Genomic DNA, 21,231 nt, shown 5'->3' with positions numbered 1-21,231 from the left:
GGGGCTCAGGCGGCGCGCAGGCTCCAGTGGTACAGCGTCATGGCCACGCTGGTGGCGAGGTTGTAGCTGGAGACCTGCGGCCGCATGGGCAGCGCCAGCAGCCGGTCGGCGCGGGCCCGCAGCGGCGCCGAGAGCCCGCTGCGTTCCGAGCCGAACGCCAATACCGCGTCGTCGGGCAGCTCGACCCGCCGGATGTCCTCACCCTCGGGGTCGAGGGCGAACAGCGGCCCGGCAGGCAGCTCCTCGACACCGAGGCGCTCCACGGCGGTGGCGAAGTGCAGCCCCGCCCCACCGCGCACCACGGTGGGGTGCCAGGGGTCGAGGGTGCCGGTGGTGACGACCCCGGTCGCGCCGAACCCGGCGGCCAGCCGGATCACCGCGCCCGCGTTGCCGAGGTTGCGCGGCTCGTCCAGCACCACCACGGGCGCGGTGCGCGGCAGATGGGCCAGCGCCTTGAGGTTGGCCTCGCGGGACGGCCGTACGGCGAGCGCGGCCACGCCGGTCGGGTGCGGGCGGGGCACCAGGGAGGCGTAGACCGCCTGGGGCACCTCCGTCAGCAGGGCGTCCAGCGGGTCCCTGACGTCCCCGGCCAGTTCACCGGCGAGGGCCAGCGTGGCCTCCCGGTCGGTGGTGACCGCCACGGGCACCTCGGCCCCGAAGCGCAGCGCGTGCTTGAGGGCGTGGAAGCCGTCCAGCAGCACGGCGTCCCCGGCGCGCTCGCGCCAGCGGTTCAGGGGGTCGGTCATGCCCTGAACCCTACGTGGCCCGCGGTGGACTCCTCCGGGACGCGGGGCGGCGGCACCCGGCCCGCCCCGTCGCGCCGTATCAGCCGTCCACGCGCGCGTGCGGCCCAGCCGCCGAGGAGCAGCAGGAAGGCGGTCGGCAGGAAGACGGCGTCCGCCGTGATCATCGCCAGCGAGAAGAAGGGCAGTCCGAGGACGACGGCGATCACCGCGTGCTCGGTCATCATCAGCACCAGCAGGACGTTCTTCACCCGCCGGTTGAACAGGGTGAAGGGGAAGGCGACCTGCACCATGACCGTCCCGTAGGTCACGATCATCATGAGGACGCCGCTGGCGGACATCAGGTCGGCGAGGGCGGGCCAGGGGGAGAAGTAGTCGAGGTGCAGCGGGTAGTAGACGGCGGTGCCGTCCTGCCAGCGCGAGCCCTGGATCTTGTACCAGCCGGCCGTGGCGTAGATCAGGCACGCCTCCGCCATGATCACGACGAGACCGGCGTTGTGCAGCACGTTCGCCAGCACGTCGAGCAGCATCCGGAGCTGCTGCGACCGCGGCCGGCGGCCCGCCGCCCACCACAGGCCGAGCCCGGCCCAGGCCGCCCACAGCAGCGCCGGCACCAGCCGGCCGCCGTCGAACCGGCCCGTCACCGCGGCCGTGACCAGCACCGCGCCGGACAGTGCCCACAGCACCGGGCCCACCCGGTCGGCGGGAACGCGCTCCCCACGCGCGCGTGCCGCCTCCGCGCGCCCGGCCCGGCGCGCGTCCAGCGACCAGACCTGGCCGCAGCGGGTGAACACCAGATAGAGGGACATCAGATGCAGCACGTTGTCGCCGCCGTCGCCCATGAACACGCTGCGGTTCTGGAGCGACAGCACGCCCACCATGAACAGCACGGAGGCGGTCCGGGTGCGCCAGCCGACCAGCAGCGCGGCACTGGCCAGGACCGCCAGGAGGTAGCAGAGCTCGAACCAGAGCCGGCTGTCGGACCACATCAGCACGGTGAAGGCGTGGTTGTCGGCGATGAGCTGATGAGCCAGGTTCCAGCTCCAGGGCCCGGCCGGCCCGTACAGCTCCTGACGGTGCGGGAACTCGCGCAGCAGGAACAGCAGCCAGGTCCCGGCGAACCCGATCCGGATCACGGCGCTCTGATAGGGGCCGAGGGCCGCGCCGGTGACGCGTTCGACGCCCTGGGCGAAGGTCTGGGCGACGGTCTGGGAGAGCCGGTTCATCGGGCACCCGCCTCGGTCTCGTCACCGGTCACCGTCCACCAGGGCAGCACCCGGTAGGCGGGGTTGGTGGAGACCTTCTCCCGGCTCCACTCGGGCGGCGGCACGTTGACGGTACGGGAGCGCACTTGCACGCGCTCGATGGTTCCGGCGCGGTCGAGACCCTCGTCCCGGCGCAGGCGCAGCACCACTATCCGGCGCACGTACTGCTCGGAGAGCGCCCCGCGCACGCCCACGGGCCGGTTGTCGGTGCCGTGGGTGGTGCCGAGGAAGTCCCAGGCGCGGCGCAGCTCGTTCTGCTGGGTGTGGCTGGGCAGCAGGTTGCCGTCGATGGCGGCGCCGTCCTCGGCCGACAGGTCGGTCCAGCCGGTGGTGCGCAGGTCACCGCCTTCGCTCCGGACCTGGGCGCGCACCTGTACGGCGACGTTCTGCTGCAGCGGGTTCGGCGCGAACAGCTTCCAGTTCTGCTCGAACTCCGGGTACACCCACCCCTCCACCGCCTTGGCGTGCCGCTTGCTCACGGTGTTGGCGGGGGCGAGGCTCAGGAACACCATGCCGAGATGCACGGCGGCGACGGCGGCCACGACCGCCAGCGCGCCGCCCGCGACGAGGCGGTAGCGGGGGGAGAGGGCGGCGAGACCGGTGCGCGGCGTCGGTTCCGCAGCGCCGTCGCCTCCGGTGCCCTGGGGGGCGGTGTCCTCGCCCGGTGTGCCGGGGCCGCCCGCGCGACGCGCCCCGGCCGGGCCGTCCGGCCCGCTCCGGGCCTCCGGCTCCTCGTCGTACGCGTCCATCCCCGCCCCGTCCCGCTTCCGCTCCGGCATCGACGCGCCCGTCACGGGGCGCCCCCTGGTCCTCGGACGCCTTTGCTTCCGCTTGGCACCCGCACGGAACGGTACTCAGCCCCACCTGCCCCGCGCAGCCCCGGGCCCGGCCTCGGCCGCCGCCGCACACCGGCATGGCAGCGTGGGGAACGCAGACCGGCCACGGGGGTTTTCCACAGGTGCGCCGCCGCGTTGTCCACAGCGGTTGACACCCGACGACGCCCCGGCACACCATTGACACGCACGAACCGAACGATCGGTCGGGGCGTGTTTCCGGCAGAGTCCTAGGTCAGGGGGACCGCATGGCCACAGCAGCCGCGCCTCGCACGGACCGCACACCCGCGGACGGCGCACCCGGCGCCACCGCGGACACCGCGGCGCACCAGCACGCCTTCGACACGGCGGTGGCCGCCGAGGAGCGCATCGAGCCACGCGACTGGATGCCGGACGCCTACCGCGCCACCCTCGTCCGTCAGATCGCCCAGCACGCGCACTCCGAGATCATCGGCATGCAGCCCGAGGCGAACTGGATCACCCGCGCCCCCAGCCTGCGCCGCAAGGCGATCCTGATGGCCAAGGTCCAGGACGAGGCGGGCCACGGCCTCTATCTCTACAGCGCCGCCGAAACCCTCGGCACCAGCCGCGAGGAGCTGCTCGACAAGCTGCACAGCGGCCGCCAGAAATACTCCTCGATCTTCAACTACCCCACCCTGACCTGGGCCGACGTGGGCGCCATCGGCTGGCTGGTGGACGGCGCCGCCATCACCAACCAGGTCCCCTTGTGCCGCTGCTCCTACGGCCCGTACGCCCGCGCGATGGTCCGCATCTGCAAGGAGGAGTCCTTCCACCAGCGCCAGGGGTACGAGCTGCTGCTCGCCCTGAGCCAGGGCACCCCCGAGCAGCACGCCATGGCGCAGGACGCGGTCGACCGCTGGTGGTGGCCCTCGCTGATGATGTTCGGCCCGCCCGACGACTCCTCCCAGCACTCGGCCCAGTCCATGGAGTGGAAGATCAAGCGCCACTCCAACGACGAGCTGCGCCAGCGCTTCGTCGACATCGCCGTCCCCCAGGCCGAGTCCCTCGGCCTCACCCTCCCCGACCCGGACCTGAAGTGGAACGAGGAGCGCGGGCACCACGACTTCGGCGCCATCGACTGGACCGAGTTCAAGGAAGTACTCAAGGGCAACGGCCCCTGCAACGAACAGCGGATCACCCAGCGCCGCCGCGCACACGACGAGGGCGCCTGGGTCAGGGAAGCGGCCGCCGCCCACGCGGCCAAACACGCCGGGAGCACCGGCTGGACAGGAGCGACGCGCGCATGACCCACACCGACTGGCCCCTGTGGGAGGTCTTCGTCCGCTCCCGCCGCGGCCTCTCCCACACCCACGCCGGCAGCCTGCACGCCCCCGACGCGGAGCTGGCCCTGCGCAACGCCCGTGACCTCTACACCCGGCGCGGCGAGGGCGTCTCCATCTGGGTCGTCCCGGCCACCGCCATCACCGCCTCCTCGCCCGACGAGAAGGACCCGTTCTTCGAGCCGTCCGCCGACAAGCCCTACCGGCACCCGACCTTCTACGAGATCCCGGAAGGGGTGAAGCACCTGTGACCGCCACCGTCCCCACCACCGCGGCCCTGGCCCTCGGCGACGACGCCCTGGTGCTCTCCCACCGCCTCGGGGAGTGGGCCGGACACGCCCCCGTCCTGGAGGAGGAGGTCGCCCTCGCCAACATCGCGCTCGACCTGCTCGGCCAGGCCCGCGTGCTGCTCTCCATGACCGGCGACGAGGACGAGCTGGCCTACCTCCGCGAGGAACGCGCCTTCCGCAACCTCCAGTTGGTGGAGCAGCCCAACGGCGACTTCGCCCACACCATCGCCCGGCAGCTCTACTTCTCCACCTACCAGCACCTGCTGTACGCCGAACTGGCCGCGCACGAAGGCCCGTTCCAGCCGCTGGCCGGCAAGGCGGTCAAGGAGGTCGCCTACCACCGCGACCACGCCGAGCAGTGGACCGTGCGCCTCGGCGACGGCACCGAACTCAGCCACGACCGGATGAGCCGGGCCTGCGACGCGCTGTGGCGCTTCACCGGCGAGATGTTCCAGCCGGTCCCCGGCGTGGACGCCGACTGGGCGGCCCTGGAGGCGAGTTGGCTCGCCTCCGTCACCGACGTGCTCGGGCGCGCCACCCTGACCGTGCCCGAGGGCCCCCGTACGGGCGCGTGGGTGGCGGGCGCGGGCCGGCAGGGCCTGCACACCGAGCCGTTCGGGCGGATGCTCGCCGAGATGCAGCACCTGCACCGCAGTCATCCGGGGGCGTCATGGTGACCGCCACCGCGCTGGAGACCGAGCTGCTGGAGCTGGCCGGCTCGGTGCCCGACCCGGAACTCCCCGTGCTCACCCTGCACGAGCTGGGCGTCGTGCGCGCGGTGCACCTCACCGGCGCCGACGCGGTCGAGGTCGACCTCACCCCGACCTACACGGGCTGCCCGGCGGTGGAGACGATGAGCGCGGACATAGCGCAGGTCCTGCGCGCCCACGGCATGCGCGAGGTGACCGTCCGCACGGTCCTCACCCCGGCCTGGTCCACGGACGACATCACCCCCGAGGGCCGCCGCAAGCTCCAGCAGTCCGGCATAGCCCCGCCGCGCACCCAGCACACCGCGGGACCGGTCGCCCTCACCCTGGGCCCGACCCGCACCGGCGACGCCGGGGACCCGGCGCCGGAGGCCATCCGCTGCCCCCACTGCGACTCCGCCGACACCGAGCTGCTGAGCCGCTTCTCCTCCACGGCCTGCAAGGCGCTGCGCCGGTGTCTCGCCTGCCGTGAACCCTTCGACCACTTCAAGGAGTTGTGATGGCACGCTTCCACCGGCTCCGGGTGGCCGAGATCGACCGGCTGACCGACGACTCGGTCGCCGTCACCTTCGCCGTGCCGCCCGAGCTGCGCGAGGAGTACCGGCACAAGCCGGGCCAGCACCTCACCCTGCGCCGACGCGTGGACGGCGGGGACATCCGCCGCACCTACTCGATCTGCTCCCCGGCCCCCGACCCGGCCGGGCCCGGCCCGAGCACGCTGCGGGTGGGGGTGCGGCTGGTCGACGGGGGCGCGTTCTCGACGTACGCGTTCAAGGAGATCGCGGCCGGGGACGAACTGGAGGTGATGACCCCGGCCGGGCGCTTCGCCCTGGACCCGGCGCCGGGTCTCTTCGCGGCCGTCGTCGGCGGCAGCGGCATCACCCCGGTGCTGTCGATCGCCGCCACACTGCTGGCCCGCGAGCCGGGCGCACGGTTCTGCCTGATCCGGGCCGACCGTACGGCCGCGTCGACCATGTTCCTGGAGGACGTGGCCGACCTGAAGGACCGTTACCCGGAGCGGTTCCAGTTGGTGACGGTGCTCTCCCGCGAGGAACAGCAGGCGGGCCTGCCCTCCGGCCGCCTCGACCGGGACAGGCTCACCGGCCTGCTCCCCGCGCTGCTCCCGGTGGACCAGGTCAAGGGCTGGTTCCTCTGCGGCCCCTACGGCCTGGTGGAGGACGCCGAACGGGCCCTGCGCGGCCTCGGCGTGGACCGCTCCGGCATCCACCAGGAGATCTTCCACGTGGACGGCGGCACCGCCCCGGCCACCACCGCCCCGGCGGCCGCCCACAGCACGGTCACCGCCCGCCTCGACGGCCGCGGCGGCAACTGGCCGGCCCAGCAGGGCGAGTCCATCCTGGACACCGTCCTCCGCAACCGCCCCGACGCCCCCTACGCCTGCAAGGGCGGCGTCTGCGGCACCTGCCGCGCCTTCCTGGTCACCGGCGAAGTCCGCATGGACCGCAACTTCGCCCTGGAACCCGAAGAAACCGAAGCCGGCTACGTCCTCGCCTGCCAGTCCCACCCCATGACCGAGAAGGTGGAGGTGGACTTCGACCGGTGAGCGGGCCGGGGGCCGGCCGCTAGATCACAACCCCGGCCTGCCCCGCGTCCGTCACCACCGGGCGCCCTGCGGCCTCCCAGTGCTTCATGCCGCCGTCGACGTTCACCGCGTCGATGCCCTGCTGGACGAGGTACATGGTGACCTGGGCGGATCGGCCGCCGGAGCGGCAGATGACGTTGACGCGGCCGTCCTGGGGGGCGGCTTCGGTCAGCTCGCCGTAGCGGGCGACGAACTCGCTGATCGGGATGTGCAGCGCCCCCTCGGCATGACCGGCCTGCCACTCGTCGTCCTCGCGGACGTCCAGCAGGAAATCGCCGTCCTTGAGGTCCGTGACCTCGACCGTGGGCACACCAGCTCCGAAACTCATGCCCCCGACGCTACCCGAAGCGCCGCACGCGACGCCGGGGCCTCACTCCTGCGTCAGCAGCGCCGCGAGGTCGGACTCGCGGCGGGCGATGTCGCCGTGCAGGCGCTCGGCGATCTCGGTGAGGAGGCTGTCGGGGTCGTCCGGGGCGAGGCGGAGCATGCCCGCGATGGCGCCGTTCTCCAGTTCCCGGGCGACCAGGGTGAGGAGTTCCTTGCGCTGGGCGAGCCACTCCAGACGGGCGTACAGCTCGTCGCTGGGGCTGGGTCGGCGCTCGGGCGGCACCGGGCCGGCCGCCCACTCCGCGGCGAGTTCCCGCAGCAGGGCCTCGTCACCGCGGGCGTAGGCCGCGTTGACGCGGGTGATGAACTCCTCGCGGCGGGCGCACTCGGCGTTCTCCTGGGCGAGGTCGGGGTGGGCCTTGCGGGCGAGGTCGCGGTAGAGCTTGCGGACCTCCTCGCTGGGCCGCACCCGCTCCGGCGGCCGTACCGGCTGGTCGGTGAGCATCGCGGTGGCCTCGGGGAACAGCCCCTGGCCGTCCATCCAGCCGTGCAGCAGTTCCTCGACGCCGGGAATGGGCGACAGGTTGGCGCGGGCCTCGGCGGCACGCCGGATGTCCTCGGGGTCCTGGGTACGGGCGGCCCGCGCCTCGGCGATCGAGGCGTCCAGCTCCTCGATGCGGGCGTACAGCGGGCCGAGCCGCTGTTCGTGCAGCCGGGCGAAGTTCTCGACCTCGACGCGGAAGGTCTCCACGGCGATCTCGAAGTCGATCAGCGCCTGCTCGGCGGCCCGGACGGCCTTTTCCAGCCGTTCCTCGGGCCGCGGCGACTGGGACTGCTCGGTCTGCTCAGCTTCCGGGGTCGTCACCCGACCAGCCTAGGCCACACCCACAAGGCCCCACCGCGACGGAACCGAACGACCGCCCCAACTCGGCATCCCCGCCTACGAACCCGTCTCCGGGCAAGCGGCCGGGACCCACTCGGCCACCAGATCCCGGCACGCCACCACCAGCCGGCCGGGACGGCAGGCCACCTCATGGGTGCAGCCACCCGGCAGCGGCAGGATCTCGTCCAGGATCACATCGCCCAGCGAGGCCGGATCGCACACGTCCAGCACGTCCGACTGGAAGTCGGACACCCCGGTGTAGCGGACCAGCAGGTCCTCCTCATGCCGGAAACAGTTGTGCCGGAACCGGATCTCGACGTCACCGTCGGCCGTGCGGTTCACCCGCGTCGGCAGCAGGTCGCGGACACAGCGCTTGGCCTCGGGGTCGTAGTGCGCCGGGTCGGTCGCGAAGGCACGGGCGCCGGGCGGCAGTCCGGCGGCGATCCCCGGCAGCCGGGCGAGATAGGGGCGGGGATCGGCGAGCACCGGCTCCTCGCTGCCGCCACCGCGCAGTTCGACGTACTTCATCTCACCACTCCGGGCACCCTCTTCCCCGCCACGGCGGCCGCGCCTCAAGTCCCCGCATCCCCGCTCACACCCCCGTCTCGGCCGCGATCCGCCCGGAGCGCACCGCCTCCACCAGCCGCGCGTGGTCGGCCTCGGTGAGGTCGGCGTAGGCGGTGGCGAAGCCGGCCACGGCGTCGTCCAGTTCCTCGTTCTTGCCGCAGTACCCGGCGATGAGCCGGGGGTCGGCACTGTGGGAGTGGGCGCGGGCCAGCAGGGCGCCGGTCATCCGGCCGTAGTCGTCCACCTGGTCCGGCGCGAGGGCGGCCGGGTCGACGCTGCCCTTGCGGTTGCGGAACTGCCGTACCTGGTAGCCCCGTTCGTCCACCGTGGTCCAGCCCAGCAATATGTCGCTGACCACCTGCATCCGCTTCTGCCCCAGCACCACGCGCCGCCCCTCGTGCTCGGCGGGCGGCACCGGGAAGCCCGCGGTGGCCAGATGCGGGGCGAGCGTGGAGGGCCGGGCCTCCTTCACCTGGAGGACGAGCGGCTCACCGCGATGGTCCAGGAGCAGCACGACGTAGGACCGGGTGCCCACGCTGCCGGTGCCGACGACCCGGAAGGCGACGTCCTGCACCGCGTACCGCGCGAGCAGCGGCAGCCGGTCCGCGCCGAGCGTCGACAGATACGGCTCCAGCGAGGCGGCGACGGCGGCGGCCTCGGCGTCCGGGACACGGCGCAGCACCGGGGGCGCGTCCACGAAGCGGCGCCCGCCGTCCTCGCACACCTCGGTCGACCGCGCGGCGAAACGGCCGCTGGTGTTGGCCCGCGCCTTCGCCGAGACCCGCTCCAGGGTGCCGAGCAGGTCATGGGCATCGGTGTGCGAGACGAGTTCCTCGTCCGCGATGGCGTTCCAGGCGTCCAGCGCGGGCAGCCTGGCCAGCAGCCGCATGGTGCGCCGGTACGCGCCCACGGCGTCCCGCGCGGCCGCGTGACAGGTGTCCTCGTCGGCCCCCGCCTCGCGCCCGGCCAGCACCAAGGAGGCGGCGAGCCGTTTCAGGTCCCACTCCCAGGGGCCGTGCACCGTCTCGTCGAAATCGTTCAGGTCGATGACCAGACCGCCGCGCGCGTCCCCGTACAGGCCGAAGTTGGCCGCGTGGGCGTCGCCGCAGAGCTGGGCGCCTATGCCGGTCACCGGGGTGCGGGCCAGGTCGTAGGCCATGAGGCCGGCCGAGCCGCGCAGGAAGGCGAAGGGGGAGGCGGCCATACGGCCCACCCGTATCGGGGTCAGCTCGGGCCGGCGCCCGGCGTTGGACTCCTCGACCGCGGCCAGCGCGTCCGGACGCGCGTCGTCCACCAGGAGGTCCCGGTGGGCAGCGCGGGGCACGTCGGCCCGCAGCGCCTTGCCCTGATGCTTGGCGGACCCGGCCGGCGGCCACTGCGCGAACCCACGCAGCCTCGGCACCCTGCCCACCGGCCGCACCCCGGCCAACTCCACCCCTCCGGCCACCACGACCGCCTCCCCCGCACCCCGAACGCCCCCGCACGAGCGTCTCGAACATCAACTCGTGCCGAAGGTACATGCGGTGACCGAAACGCGTCAGACCCTGTGGACAACTCACCACTTGTGGACATCCACGGCGCCTTCCGCACCAGCACCCCGGCGCCCGCCCGTTTCTCCCGCCCCCTCCACACCTCCCGCGTCACGGGCACCGTCTCCATCAGGAGCCCCCTCCCCGGTGAGCCGCCGGAAGAAGACCCACGTCACCCCGTACTGCGCCCCGGTCGCCAGGACCATCGACAGCCACACCCCCTGCACCCCCAGCCAGGTGGCCGACAGCCCGTAGGCGAGCGGGATCGGGACACACGCGCCGAGCGCGGTGACCGTGAACAGCGCCCGCGTACGCCCCGCGCCCGTGAACACGCCGCCCAGCGCCACCACCCCGGCGAGCAGCACCAGGTAGGGCAGCAGATAGCGGAAGAAGACCGCTCCCGCGTCGGCCAGGGCGGGGTCGATGGTGAAGAGCCGCATCACCCGGTGGCCGCCCAGCGCGAGGAGAAGTCCCGCGCCGAAAGCGGCCGTTGAGGCGAGCAGCAGGCTCTGCCGTCCGATCAGCCGCGCCGCGCTCGGCCCGCCGGCCCGCGTCCGCGCCCACGTCCGCGCGGTCAGGATGGCGGCGGCCTGCCTAAAGGCGTAGCAGGCCATGGTGACCAGGAGCATGACCTTGGCCCCGATCCCGTAGGCGGCGAGCGGGCCCGCGCCGAATCCGGCCACGACGCCGACGAGAGCCGCGCTCATGCCCATCCGCAGCACGAAGTCCCCGGACACCGGCAGCCCGATGCGCAGCACGCGCCGCAGCACGGCGGCCACGCCCGGACCGGTCGCCGCACCCTGATCGCCACGCACCCGCCCGAGCACCCTCCGCAGAAGAAGGAGACTCACCGCCAGCGCCACCGCCCGCCCCGCCAGCGTGGCCAGCGCCGCGCCCTGCACACCCAGCCGGGGCAGGCCGCCGACGCCGTAGATCAGCAGCGGATCGAGCACGAGCACGCAACCGTTGGCCAGGAGCGCCATCCGCATCGGGGTCCGGGTGTCGCCGGTGCCCTTGAAGAGGCCGTCGACGACGTTCTGGGCGAAGAAGACCGCCATGCCGGGGAAGGAGACGGCGAGGAAGCCGACGGCCAGCCGGTGCACGTCGCCCCCGCCGCCGCCCACGAGCAGCGTGGCCACCCGGTCCCGGAGCAGGAAACCGCCCACGGCCACGAGGAAGGAGAGAGCCAGCCAGAGAAGGGCGACGGCCCGCACCACGACCGGGACCACCCCGCGCCGCCCGGCCCCGAGAGCCTCCGCGATCAGGATCGTCGCGCCGGTGCCGGCCATGAGGATCACGCCGAGCAGCACGTTCTCCAGCGTGCTCGCGACGGCGACAGCCCCCACTGCGGCCGCTCCGAGGCGGGCCACCCAGAGGGTGTCGATGATCCCGGCGACTACACCGGAGAGCAGCTCGCAGTAGACGGGGACACCGAGCCCCAGCAGCGCCCGGCGGGCGGCGGCCGGAGTACCAAAGCCGGCTCGCGCCGGACGCTTGCTCTCAGGAGACACCGGCCACACCTTTCGACGAGGGCCCGGTCAAGGAGGCGGAGCCCGGCGACAGCGCTCCTCAGCGACAGGTGCTGCGGATCACGCCGTCCGGCCGGGCGGAGCTGCTGCGCAGGCTGAGCGAGCCGAAGGAGAGCGAGATCACGGACGGCGGCGCGTTCTTCACGCTGCTGGCCTTCCTCAGCCAGGTGCCCGACCCCGGGCGGCGGGCTGCGGTACTGCGCCGGCGCCTGGACTTCCTGACCCGGCCGGCCGGGTTCTTCACGCGCGCGGGGACCCCGGTACGCATCGCCGACGAGCCCGACCCGTACCGCAAGGGGATGCTGGTCATGGCCAGGGCGGCCCAGCGGGCGGAACGCGCCTGGCTGGAAGAGGCCCTGCGGGACCTCGAGTCCCCGCGGACCCCGTAACCCCGAGGCGGTCCGGCGCAGATGGCCCCGGCCGCCGGGCACTCTTCGCCAACTCCGTTGAAAGGGACCCCCGCGACGCTTCCGCCGCCTGAGACCTTCCTCACAGACGGCCACCCCCAGGCCCAAGCCCCGAGCGACCCCGGAAACGCCGAAGTGGGCGGCATCTGAACGATGCCGCCCACTTGGGACTGGTGCGCGAGGGGGGAGTTGAACCCCCACGCCCTTTCGGGCACTGGAACCTGAATCCAGCGCGTCTGCCTATTCCGCCACCCGCGCATTGGGTGTGTCTTCCGGTTCGGCCCTTGCGGGCTGGCCCCTTCCGACATGCAGAACATTAGCACGGCGCACGGGGTGGAATCACATCCCTTCCCCAGGCCCCCCACCAGGCCATCTGCCCCGCCGCGCCCGAGAACCCGCACCGCACGGCGGCCCCGCCGGGACCTCCCGCAACCCCCGCCCCTGTGGACAAAGCTGTTCACGTATCAACCTCGTACCGGTCCCGGCCATCTCATCCACAGGGGGACCGGACCGGACGCCGGGTGCGGGACACTGGACCGGGACCACCTCTACGATCCTCCTCCGAAGGAGTTCGAAGGGGGTCCGCTGGGGGAACCGGCTGATTGCCGGGCGCGTAGATACGATCAGTGAGCAGTACCGGCGAGGCTGCCGCGCCGAGCACGGCACGGCAGAACGGCAGCGACGGAGGAGGTGCCCCATGGGAGTCCTGAAGAAATTCGAGCAGCGTCTCGAAGGTCTGGTCAACGGCACCTTCGCCAAGGTGTTCAAGTCCGAGGTCCAGCCGGTGGAGATCGCCGGCGCGCTCCAGCGGGAGTGCGACAACAACGCGACGATCTGGAACCGCGACCGGACCGTCGTGCCCAACGACTTCATCGTGGAGCTGAGCACGCCCGACCACGAGCGGCTCAGCCCCTACTCCGGACAGCTCGGTGACGAGCTGGCCGGAATGGTGCGCGACTACGCCAAGCAGCAGCGCTACACCTTCATGGGGCCGATCAAGGTCACCCTGGAGAAGGCCCCCGACCTGGACACCGGTCTGTACCGGGTGCGCAGCCGCACCCTCGCCTCCTCCAGCAGCCAGGAACCCCAGGCCCCGCACGTCGGCGGTCCGGGCCCCGCGGCACCCCAGGCCCCCCAGGGCGGATACGGCTACCCGCCCGCCGGAGCCCCCCCGATGCCGTCCGCGCCGCCCCCCGGCGCCCGGCCCGGCGGCTACGGCTACCCCCAGCCCGCCACCCAGCGCCCCGCGGCCGCCCCGATGGGCGGCGCCGCGACCCGGTACTGGATCGAGGTCAACGGCACCCGCCACCAGATCTCCCGCCCGACCCTGGTCATGGGCCGCAGCACCGAGGCGGACGTACGGATCGACGACCCCGGCGTCTCCCGCAGGCACTGCGAGATCCGCACCGGCACGCCCTCGACGATCCAGGACCTCGGGTCCACCAACGGCATCGTGGTGGACGGGCAGCACACCACCCGCGCTACGCTCCGCGACGGCTCGCGGATCGTCGTGGGCAGCACCACCGTTATCTATAGGCAAGCCGAAGGGTGAAGCGGGGGCAATGTCAGAGCTGACCCTCACGGTCATGCGGCTGGGTTTCCTGGCCGTACTGTGGCTGTTCGTGATCGTGGCCGTGCAGGTCATCCGCAGCGATCTGTTCGGTACGCGTGTCACACAGCGCGGAGCGCGCCGGGAGGCCCAGCGACCGCAGGCCGCCGCCCGGCAGCAGTCCGCGCCCCCGCAACAGCGCGGCCAGCGCGGACAGCGGGCCCAGCAGAGCGGCGGCGGCCGCCAGCGGCGCAACGCGCCCAGCAAGCTCGTCGTCACCGAGGGCACCCTCGCCGGGACCACCGTGGCGCTCCAGGGCCAGACCATCACCCTGGGCCGCGCGCACGACTCCACGATCGTGCTGGACGACGACTACGCCTCCAGCAGGCATGCCAGGATCTACCCCGACCGCGACGGCCAGTGGATCGTGGAGGACCTCGGTTCCACCAACGGCACCTACCTGGACCGGTCCCGGCTGACGACCCCGACGCCGGTCCCGCTGGGCGGGGCGATCCGCATCGGCAAGACCGTCATCGAGCTGCGGAAGTAGTGCTACACCAATGAATGAGCGCGAGCGGAGCGAGCACGCGGCGGCGGACCGCAATCCGGTCCCCGGCGCGCTCCCGACCGGAGGGTGGGCAGTGTGGCTCGACACGACCGGCTGTACCCGGAGCCGACTGGCGAGGTGCGCATGAGCCTGTCACTGCGCTTCGCCGCCGGATCGCACAAGGGCATGATCCGGGAGGGCAACGAGGACTCCGGTTACGCCGGTCCGCGCCTGCTCGCCATCGCCGACGGCATGGGCGGCCAGGCCGCCGGTGAGGTCGCCTCCTCGGAGGTCATCTCCACCCTGGTCACGCTCGACGACGACGTGCCCGGCTCCGACATCCTCACCTCGCTCGGCACCGCCGTGCGCCGCGCCAACGAACAACTGCGCTCCATGGTCGAGGAGGACCCCCAGCTCGAAGGCATGGGGACCACCCTCACCGCGCTGCTGTGGACCGGCCAGCGGCTCGGCCTCGTGCACGTCGGCGACTCGCGCGCCTACCTGCTGCGCGACGGCATGCTCAGCCAGATCACCCAGGACCACACCTGGGTGCAGCGCCTGGTCGACGAGGGCCGGATCACCGAGGAGGAGGCCGGCGCCCACCCGCAGCGCGCCCTGCTGATGCGCGCCCTCGGCAGCGGCGACCACGTCGAGCCCGACCTCTCCATCCGCGAGGTCCGCGCCGGCGACCGCTACCTGATCTGCTCCGACGGGCTCTCCGGTGTCGTCTCCCACCAGACGATGGAGGAGGCGCTCGCCAGCTACCAGGGCCCGCAGGAGACCGTGCAGGAGCTGATCCAGCTCGCGCTGCGCGGCGGCGGCCCCGACAACATCACGGTGATCGTCGCCGACGTGCTCGACCTGGAGACCGGCGACACTCTCGCCGGGCAGCTCTCCGACACCCCGGTCGTGGTCGGCGCCGTGGCCGAGAACCAGCACCACCTGAACCACGACAACGGCATCATGCAGACCCCGGCCGGCCGCGCCTCGCACCTCGGCCGCCAGGGCCGCAGGCAGTCCGGCGGCGGGCGGCACGGCGGGCCCTCCGGTGACACCGAGGAATACGCCCCCGAGGGCAGCTTCGGCGAGTACTCCGAGGAGGACTTCACCAAGCCCCGCAAGGGCCGCCGCTGGCTGAAGCGTTCCCTCTGGAGCGCGCTGGCCCTCGCCGTGATCGGCGGCGCCGTCTACGGCGGCTGGCGCTGGACCCAGACCCAGTACTACGTCGGGGTCAACGGCGAGCACATCGCGGTCTACCGGGGCATCAGCCAGGACCTCGCCTGGGTCTCGCTGTCCAAGGTCCAGCAGGACCACCCCGAGATCGAACTCAAGTACCTGCCGTCGTACCAGCAGAAGCAGGTCAAGAACACGATCGTGGTGGCGGGCGGTCTGTCCCAGGCCCGCTCCAAGGTGCAGGCGCTCTCCGTGCAGGCGTCCGCCTGCCGCAAGCAGGCCGAGCGCACCGCCGCCGAGCGCGAGCAGCAGAACTCCAAGACGGGCCAGGGCGCGACCGGCGGCACCACCGGTGCCACCAAGACCGCCTTCACCAAGGCCAGCCCCTCGCCGGACCCCTCGGCCTCCGGGTCGAAGTCGCCGGCGTCGCCCTCGAAGTCCCCGACCGCGTCCGCCACTCCCCGGCCCGGCCCCAGCCTCTCCGAGGATGAGCAGAAGGTCGCCGATCAGTGCGGCAAGCAGTAGGCAAGCCGTGAGAGGCCCCGTCACACGATGAGCAGTACTACCAACACGCCGACGCACCACACGTCCACGATCGGCTCGATCGGTGCGCCGAGCCGCCGCAACACCGAGCTGGCCCTGCTGATCTTCGCCGTGGCCATCCCGGTGTTCGCCTACGCCAACGTGGGCCTGGCCCTCAACGACCAGGTCCCCGCGGGCCTGCTCGGCTACGGCCTGGGCCTCGGCCTGCTGGCGGGCGTCGCCCACCTCGCGGTGCGCAAGTTCGCGCCGTACGCCGACCCGCTGCTGCTGCCGCTGGCCACCCTGCTCAACGGGCTGGGTCTGGTGGCGATCTGGCGCCTGGACCAGTCGAAGCGGCTCCAGGCCATGCACGCGGCCGGCGACAAGGCGACCAACCAGCTCATCTACACGGCCCTGGGCATCGCGCTCTTCGTGGTCGTGCTGATCTTCCTCAAGGACCACCGCACGCTCCAGCGCTACACCTACATCTCCATGGTGGTCGCGCTGTTCCTGCTGCTGCTCCCCCTGGTCCCCGGCCTCGGCGCGGACGTCTACGGCGCCAAGATCTGGATTCAGATCGGCAGCTTCACCATCCAGCCCGGTGAGTTCGCCAAGATCGTGCTCGCGGTCTTCTTCGCCGGCTATCTGATGGTCAAGCGGGACGCGCTCGCGCTCGCCAGCCGCCGCTTCATGGGTCTCTACCTGCCGCGCGGCCGCGACCTCGGCCCGATCCTGGTCGTCTGGTTCATCTCGATCCTGATCCTGGTCTTCGAGACCGACCTCGGTACCTCGCTGCTGTTCTTCGGCATGTTCGTGATCATGCTGTACGTGGCCACCGAGCGGACGAGCTGGATCGTCTTCGGTCTGCTGATGTCGGCGGCCGGCGCGGTCGGCGTCGCCAGCTTCGAGCCGCACGTGCAGACCCGTGTCCAGGCGTGGCTCGACCCGATGGGCGAGTTCAAGGCCAGCCGGTCCGGCATCCAGGACGGCATCATCCACTCCGAGCAGGCCATGCAGGCGCTCTGGGCGTTCGGCTCCGGCGGCACCCTCGGCACCGGCTGGGGCCAGGGCCACTCCGAGCTGATCGGCTTCGCCGCCAACTCCGACTTCATCCTCGCCACGTACGGCGAGGAGCTGGGTCTCGCCGGCATCATGGCGATCCTGCTGATCTACGGCCTGGTCGCCGAGCGCGGTGTGCGTACCGCGCTGGCCGCCCGCGACCCGTTCGGCAAGCTGCTCGCCATCGGCCTCTCCGGCGCCTTCGCCCTCCAGGTGTTCGTCGTCGCCGGCGGTGTGATGGGCCTCATCCCGCTGACCGGTATGACGATGCCCTTCCTCGCGTACGGCGGTTCGTCCGTCATCGCCAACTGGGCGCTCATCGGCATCCTGATCCGCATCAGCGACACCGCCCGGCGCCCGGCACCCACCCCGGCCGCCAACCCCGACGCCGAGATGACGCAGATCGTGCGGCCCGGCACCACCGGGCCCGACCCGCAGTGAGCACGGCGGGCGGCGGGACCGTACCCCAGGGCGGGTCCCGTCGCCGGGCATCCGGAGCGTCCGCGTCCACAGGCCGTGCCTCTAGACTGTGGGCGGCCAAGGACGGGGGCCAGCCCCAGCGACACCGAGAGACCGAAGCGACAGGCGCCCCTGTCAGCTCGTGGAAAGGCCGGACGTGAACAAGCCCCTGCGCCGCATCGCCATCTTCTGCGGACTGCTCGTGCTGGCCCTGCTGATCCGCGACAACTGGCTCCAGTACCTCAAGGCCGACGAGCTGCGTACCGCGAGCGACAACCGCCGCGTCGCCATCGAGCGCTACGCCGCCCCGCGCGGCGACATCATCGTGGACGGCGAGCCGATAACCGGTTCCGTGGAGACCAAGGCCGGCGACTACAAGTACAAGCGCACGTACAAGAACGGGCCCATGTGGGCGCCGGTCACCGGGTACTCCTCCCAGGCGTTCGACAGCACCCAGCTCGAGAAGATCAACGACGGCATCCTCACCGGCAACGACGACCGGCTGTTCTTCCGCAACACCCTGGACATGCTGACCGGCAAGCCCAAGCAGGGCGGCAACGTCGTCACCACGCTCAACTCCGCCGCGCAGAAGGCCGCGTACTCCGGGCTGAAGAACCAGGGCGGCAAGGGAGCGGTCGTCGCGCTGGAGCCCTCCACCGGCAAGATCCTCGCGCTGGCCTCGTACCCCTCCTACGACCCGTCGTCCTTCGCGGGTTCCCGTGACAGCGACGCGGCAGCCTGGTCGAAGCTGCAGAAGAAGAGCGACGCCTCCGACCCGATGCTCAACCGGGCGCTGCGCGAGACCTACCCGCCCGGCTCGACCTTCAAGGTGGTCACCGCCGCCGCGGCGCTGGAGAACGGCAAGTACTCCTCGGCCGACCAGAAGACCGACAGCCCGCTGCCCTGGGTGATGCCCGGCACGCAGACCGAGCTGAAGAACGAGGGCAACATCCCCTGCAAGGACGCGACGATGCGGGTCGCGCTCCAGTACTCCTGCAACACCGTCTTCGGCAAGATCGGCGCCGACCTCGGCAACGAGAAGATGCTGGACGAGGCGAAGAAGTTCGGCTTCGACGAAGAGCAGTTCACGCCGATCCGCGCCAACGCCTCGGTGTTCTCGAAGAACATGAACGACTCGCAGACCGCGCTGTCCTCCATCGGCCAGTTCAACACCGCGGCCACCCCGCTCCAGATGGCCATGGTCGCCTCCGCGGTCGCCAACGACGGCAAGCTGATGAAGCCCTACATGGTCGACTCGCTGCAGTCCTCCAACCTGGACCCGGTGGAGAAGAGCGAGCCGCAGGAGATGAGCCAGCCGCTCTCGCCCAGCAACGCGCAGATCCTCCAGTCGATGATGGAGACCGTCGTCAAGGACGGCACCGGTAAGAACGCGCAGATCAACGGCGTGACGGTGGGCGGCAAGACCGGTACCGCGCAGCACGGTGTGGAGAACAGCGAGAACCCGTACGCGTGGTTCCTCTCCTACGCCAAGCTGCCCGACCACAGCTCCCCGGTGGCCGTCGCCGTGGTCATCGAGGACGACAACGCGGTGCGCGACGACATCTCCGGTGGCGGCCTGGCCGCCCCGATCGCGAAGAGCGTCATGGAGGCGGTCATCAACTCCAAGAAGTGAACCCGCTCACGTGCCCTTCACATCGCCGCACGTTGCGATACCGGTCCGGTATCGGGTTACCGGCTTGGCCAGGTCACACAGAGCGAGCCGGGTACGGTAGGCCCGGACGGAAGCTCCGGCCGCGCACACCCGTGCCGGGCGGGACCGACGGAGAGGGCTGGTAAGTAGCTATGGAAGAGCCGCGTCGCCTAGGCGGCCGGTACGAGCTGGGCCACGTACTCGGCCGTGGTGGCATGGCAGAGGTCTACCTCGCGCATGACACCCGCCTCGGCCGCACCGTGGCGGTGAAGACGCTGCGCGCGGACCTCGCGCGTGATCCGTCCTTCCAGGCCCGGTTCCGCCGGGAGGCCCAGTCTGCCGCCTCGCTCAACCATCCCGCGATCGTCGCGGTCTACGACACGGGCGAGGACTACATCGACGGGGTCTCGATCCCGTACATCGTGATGGAGTACGTCGACGGCTCCACGCTCCGTGAGCTGCTGCACTCCGGGCGCAAGCTGCTGCCCGAGCGGTCGATGGAGATGACCATCGGCATCCTCCAGGGTCTGGAGTACGCCCACCGCAGCGGCATCGTCCACCGGGACATCAAGCCGGCCAACGTCATGCTGACCCGCAACGGCCAGGTCAAGGTGATGGACTTCGGCATCGCCCGCGCCATGGGCGACTCCGGGATGACGATGACGCAGACCGCGGCCGTGATCGGCACCGCCCAGTACCTCTCGCCGGAGCAGGCCAAGGGCGAGCAGGTGGACGCCCGGTCCGACCTGTACTCCACGGGCTGCCTGCTGTACGAGCTGCTGACCGTCCGTCCGCCGTTCGTCGGCGACTCCCCGGTGGCCGTGGCCTACCAGCACGTGCGCGAGGAGCCGCAGCCGCCGAGCGTGTTCGATCCCGAGATCACGCCGGAGATGGACGCGATCGTCCTCAAGGCGCTGACCAAGGACCCCAACTACCGCTACCAGTCCGCCGACGAGATGCGCGCCGACATCGAGGCGTGCCTCGACGGCCAGCCCGTCGGCGCGACCGCGGCCATGAGCACGGTCGGCTACGGCTACGCGGACGACCAGGCGACCACCGCGCTGCGGCAGGAGCCGGCCGGGGCGACGACGATGCTCCCGCCGATGAACCCGGACGACGGCGGCTACGGCTACGAGGACCGGCCCGACCGGCGGCGCCAGCAGAAGAAGAACAGCAACAACACCTCGACGATCCTGCTCGCGGTCGCGGGTGTGCTGGTGCTGGTCGGCGCGATCCTCATCGGCATGTGGATGTTCTCCGGCAAGGGCGAGAAGCCGTTCGCGGCGCCGAACTTCGTGGGCAACACCGTCGAGGACGCCCGGAAGATGGCGGAGGCGTCGGATCTGAAGCTGGGTGACATCACGCGCAAGCCGTGTGAGAACCAGCCCAAGAACAAGATCTGTTCGCAGACCCCGGCCGAGGGCTCGGACGTCAAGAAGAACGACACCGTCGACCTGGTCGTCTCCACGGGCGCGCCCAAGGTGACGATCCCGAGTGTCATCGGGCTCAGCTTCGACGAGGCGCGGGAGAAGCTGGAAGGCGACGACTACCAGCTCACGGTGAAGAAGGAGACCCGCGTCTCCAGCGACACCCCCGACAACGTCCTCGACCAGGACCCGACCGGCGGCAAGCAGGTGCAGAAGGGGTCCACGATCACCCTGACCGTCGCCAAGGCCGAGGAGAAGGTGACGATCCCGGACGTCAAGGGCAAGTCCTGCGACGAGGCCAAGGCCGCCCTCTCCGACGCGGGCCTCGTCCCGAGCTGCACCGACCAGCCCGTGGCCGACCCGGCCCAGAACGGCAAGGTCCAGGGCACCAACCCGGAGATCGGCCGCCAGGTCAAGAAGGACACCCCGGTCTCGATCAGCGTCGGCAAGAACGACGCCCCGCAACAGGTCCAGGTCCCCGACGTCACCAAGCAGTCCCTGAAGGACGCCCGCAACACCCTCCAGGGCCTCGGCCTCCAGGTGAACGCCCAGGGCCCGGGCGCCGGCGACGAGAACTCCACCATCGCCACGCAGAGCATCCCGCCCGGCACCGCGGCCAACAAGGGCGACACCATCACCCTCGTCGCCATAAGCCAGGGCAACAACGGCAACGGCGGCGCCCTCGGCGGAATCTTCGGCGGCCAGAACGGCTGACCCGGCTCCGCTCCGACCAACGGACAGTCCCCCGGCACCTAGTGGGTGCCGGGGGACTGTCTCGTTTTTGTCGTGGTGGGCGACCTACGTCGGGGTCACCGTCGAGGCTGTGCGTCAGCTCAAGGCGCGGCACCGTAAAGAGCTCA

20 protein-coding genes and 1 tRNA gene are annotated in these 21,231 nt (G+C 71.7%); 12 read left to right on the top strand and 9 right to left on the bottom strand.

Translation table 11 applies throughout. From position 1 onward, the window contains the following. Window positions 1-5 precede the first annotated feature (5 nt). The 3 genes from E5083_RS21020 to E5083_RS21010 are packed head-to-tail and all read right to left on the bottom strand — an operon-like array spanning window position 6 to window position 2,757. Entirely contained in the window at window positions 6-746 is a 741-nt protein-coding gene (locus E5083_RS21020; RefSeq protein WP_135787242.1) for a TrmH family RNA methyltransferase, read from the bottom strand. Beyond that, on the bottom strand, window positions 743-1,969 hold the full coding sequence (locus tag E5083_RS21015) for an HTTM domain-containing protein (protein WP_135787241.1): 1,227 nt from the start codon (window positions 1,967-1,969) through the stop codon (window positions 743-745). Before E5083_RS21015 ends, E5083_RS21020 begins: the two co-directional genes overlap by 4 nt. Then, window positions 1,966-2,757: a DUF5819 family protein gene (locus E5083_RS21010; protein ID WP_135787516.1), complete on the bottom strand. Its 792-nt coding sequence runs from the start codon at window positions 2,755-2,757 to the stop codon at window positions 1,966-1,968. The genes E5083_RS21015 and E5083_RS21010 overlap by 4 nt, the downstream gene beginning before the upstream one ends. Before the next feature lie 332 nt (window positions 2,758-3,089). Between E5083_RS21010 and paaA the strand changes: the two genes are divergently transcribed. The 5 genes from paaA to paaE are packed head-to-tail and all read left to right on the top strand — an operon-like array spanning window position 3,090 to window position 6,703. Further along, complete coding sequence (gene paaA / locus E5083_RS21005; protein ID WP_135787240.1) at window positions 3,090-4,109, top strand: 1,2-phenylacetyl-CoA epoxidase subunit PaaA; 1,020 nt, start codon at window positions 3,090-3,092, stop codon at window positions 4,107-4,109. Beyond that, complete coding sequence (paaB, locus tag E5083_RS21000) at window positions 4,106-4,393, top strand: 1,2-phenylacetyl-CoA epoxidase subunit PaaB (protein WP_130337920.1); 288 nt, start codon at window positions 4,106-4,108, stop codon at window positions 4,391-4,393. Before paaA ends, paaB begins: the two co-directional genes overlap by 4 nt. Continuing rightward, on the top strand, window positions 4,390-5,109 hold the full coding sequence (gene paaC / locus E5083_RS20995) for a 1,2-phenylacetyl-CoA epoxidase subunit PaaC (RefSeq protein WP_135787239.1): 720 nt from the start codon (window positions 4,390-4,392) through the stop codon (window positions 5,107-5,109). Before paaB ends, paaC begins: the two co-directional genes overlap by 4 nt. Continuing rightward, the gene (paaD, locus tag E5083_RS20990) at window positions 5,103-5,639 is read left to right on the top strand and encodes a 1,2-phenylacetyl-CoA epoxidase subunit PaaD (RefSeq protein WP_135787238.1); all 537 of its coding nucleotides are present in this window, start codon (window positions 5,103-5,105) and stop codon (window positions 5,637-5,639) included. Before paaC ends, paaD begins: the two co-directional genes overlap by 7 nt. Continuing rightward, window positions 5,639-6,703 carry a 1,2-phenylacetyl-CoA epoxidase subunit PaaE gene (gene paaE, locus E5083_RS20985; RefSeq protein WP_135787237.1) on the top strand — a complete coding sequence of 355 codons (1,065 nt, stop codon included), beginning with the start codon at window positions 5,639-5,641 and terminating at the stop codon, window positions 6,701-6,703. The genes paaD and paaE overlap by 1 nt, the downstream gene beginning before the upstream one ends. A 19-nt stretch (window positions 6,704-6,722) precedes the next feature. Here paaE and E5083_RS20980 read toward each other — a convergent pair whose 3' ends face one another. The 5 genes from E5083_RS20980 to E5083_RS20960 all read right to left on the bottom strand — a co-directional run bounded on the left by E5083_RS20980 (window position 6,723) and on the right by E5083_RS20960 (window position 11,559). Beyond that, window positions 6,723-7,052, bottom strand: a complete 330-nt coding sequence (locus tag E5083_RS20980) for a rhodanese-like domain-containing protein (RefSeq protein ID WP_135787515.1) — start codon at window positions 7,050-7,052, stop codon at window positions 6,723-6,725. 60 nt (window positions 7,053-7,112) lie between these two features. Continuing rightward, on the bottom strand, window positions 7,113-7,934 hold the full coding sequence (locus E5083_RS20975) for a J domain-containing protein (RefSeq protein WP_135787236.1): 822 nt from the start codon (window positions 7,932-7,934) through the stop codon (window positions 7,113-7,115). Between the two features lie 75 nt (window positions 7,935-8,009). After that, complete coding sequence (locus tag E5083_RS20970) at window positions 8,010-8,480, bottom strand: hypothetical protein (protein ID WP_135787235.1); 471 nt, start codon at window positions 8,478-8,480, stop codon at window positions 8,010-8,012. Window positions 8,481-8,544: 64 nt separating this feature from the next. Further along, entirely contained in the window at window positions 8,545-9,969 is a 1,425-nt protein-coding gene (locus E5083_RS20965; RefSeq protein ID WP_135787234.1) for a DUF2252 domain-containing protein, read from the bottom strand. Between the two features lie 105 nt (window positions 9,970-10,074). Beyond that, the gene (locus tag E5083_RS20960) at window positions 10,075-11,559 is read right to left on the bottom strand and encodes an MATE family efflux transporter (RefSeq protein WP_135787233.1); all 1,485 of its coding nucleotides are present in this window, start codon (window positions 11,557-11,559) and stop codon (window positions 10,075-10,077) included. 68 nt (window positions 11,560-11,627) lie between these two features. On the opposite strand from E5083_RS20960, the gene E5083_RS20955 reads away from it, so the two are divergent. Continuing rightward, window positions 11,628-11,966 carry a hypothetical protein gene (locus E5083_RS20955; RefSeq protein WP_208754113.1) on the top strand — a complete coding sequence of 113 codons (339 nt, stop codon included), beginning with the start codon at window positions 11,628-11,630 and terminating at the stop codon, window positions 11,964-11,966. Between the two features lie 189 nt (window positions 11,967-12,155). Here the strand turns inward: E5083_RS20955 and E5083_RS20950 are convergent. Beyond that, window positions 12,156-12,242 (bottom strand) — tRNA-Leu (locus E5083_RS20950). 439 nt (window positions 12,243-12,681) lie between these two features. Between E5083_RS20950 and E5083_RS20945 the strand changes: the two genes are divergently transcribed. From E5083_RS20945 to pknB, 6 genes are all read left to right on the top strand, one after another. Then, window positions 12,682-13,536: an FhaA domain-containing protein gene (locus E5083_RS20945; protein WP_135787232.1), complete on the top strand. Its 855-nt coding sequence runs from the start codon at window positions 12,682-12,684 to the stop codon at window positions 13,534-13,536. 10 nt (window positions 13,537-13,546) lie between these two features. After that, complete coding sequence (locus tag E5083_RS20940; RefSeq protein ID WP_086693586.1) at window positions 13,547-14,083, top strand: FHA domain-containing protein FhaB/FipA; 537 nt, start codon at window positions 13,547-13,549, stop codon at window positions 14,081-14,083. Window positions 14,084-14,224: 141 nt separating this feature from the next. Continuing rightward, complete coding sequence (locus E5083_RS20935) at window positions 14,225-15,778, top strand: Stp1/IreP family PP2C-type Ser/Thr phosphatase (RefSeq protein ID WP_208754112.1); 1,554 nt, start codon at window positions 14,225-14,227, stop codon at window positions 15,776-15,778. Between the two features lie 27 nt (window positions 15,779-15,805). After that, window positions 15,806-17,275: an FtsW/RodA/SpoVE family cell cycle protein gene (locus tag E5083_RS20930; RefSeq protein ID WP_135787231.1), complete on the top strand. Its 1,470-nt coding sequence runs from the start codon at window positions 15,806-15,808 to the stop codon at window positions 17,273-17,275. A gap of 175 nt (window positions 17,276-17,450) precedes the next feature. After that, window positions 17,451-18,926, top strand: coding sequence for a peptidoglycan D,D-transpeptidase FtsI family protein (locus E5083_RS20925; protein WP_135787230.1), 1,476 nt, complete (start codon window positions 17,451-17,453; stop codon window positions 18,924-18,926). Between the two features lie 170 nt (window positions 18,927-19,096). Next, entirely contained in the window at window positions 19,097-21,085 is a 1,989-nt protein-coding gene (gene pknB, locus E5083_RS20920; protein WP_135787229.1) for a Stk1 family PASTA domain-containing Ser/Thr kinase, read from the top strand. The last annotated feature ends 146 nt before the right edge of the window (window positions 21,086-21,231 follow it).

The organism is Streptomyces bauhiniae (assembly GCF_004784475.1).
Taxonomy (GTDB): Bacteria; Actinomycetota; Actinomycetes; order Streptomycetales; family Streptomycetaceae; genus Streptomyces; species Streptomyces seoulensis.
Note: the sequence above shows the minus strand (reverse complement) of the source record. Positions and strands in the feature narration are given on the sequence as shown.

What these genes read in the sequence shown, in the direction of transcription:
- E5083_RS20970 (WP_135787235.1), bottom strand. Translation starts at nt 8,480, where the DNA reads ATGAAGTACGTCGAACTGCGCGGTGGCGGCAGCGAGGAGCCGGTGCTC.
- E5083_RS20945 (WP_135787232.1), top strand. Translation starts at nt 12,682, where the DNA reads ATGGGAGTCCTGAAGAAATTCGAGCAGCGTCTCGAAGGTCTGGTCAAC.
- paaA (WP_135787240.1), top strand. Translation starts at nt 3,090, where the DNA reads ATGGCCACAGCAGCCGCGCCTCGCACGGACCGCACACCCGCGGACGGC.
- paaE (WP_135787237.1), top strand. Translation starts at nt 5,639, where the DNA reads ATGGCACGCTTCCACCGGCTCCGGGTGGCCGAGATCGACCGGCTGACC.
- pknB (WP_135787229.1), top strand. Translation starts at nt 19,097, where the DNA reads ATGGAAGAGCCGCGTCGCCTAGGCGGCCGGTACGAGCTGGGCCACGTA.
- E5083_RS20935 (WP_208754112.1), top strand. Translation starts at nt 14,225, where the DNA reads ATGAGCCTGTCACTGCGCTTCGCCGCCGGATCGCACAAGGGCATGATC.
- E5083_RS20930 (WP_135787231.1), top strand. Translation starts at nt 15,806, where the DNA reads ATGAGCAGTACTACCAACACGCCGACGCACCACACGTCCACGATCGGC.
- paaD (WP_135787238.1), top strand. Translation starts at nt 5,103, where the DNA reads ATGGTGACCGCCACCGCGCTGGAGACCGAGCTGCTGGAGCTGGCCGGC.
- E5083_RS21020 (WP_135787242.1), bottom strand. Translation starts at nt 746, where the DNA reads ATGACCGACCCCCTGAACCGCTGGCGCGAGCGCGCCGGGGACGCCGTG.
- E5083_RS20940 (WP_086693586.1), top strand. Translation starts at nt 13,547, where the DNA reads ATGTCAGAGCTGACCCTCACGGTCATGCGGCTGGGTTTCCTGGCCGTA.
- paaB (WP_130337920.1), top strand. Translation starts at nt 4,106, where the DNA reads ATGACCCACACCGACTGGCCCCTGTGGGAGGTCTTCGTCCGCTCCCGC.
- E5083_RS21010 (WP_135787516.1), bottom strand. Translation starts at nt 2,757, where the DNA reads ATGGACGCGTACGACGAGGAGCCGGAGGCCCGGAGCGGGCCGGACGGC.
- E5083_RS21015 (WP_135787241.1), bottom strand. Translation starts at nt 1,969, where the DNA reads ATGAACCGGCTCTCCCAGACCGTCGCCCAGACCTTCGCCCAGGGCGTC.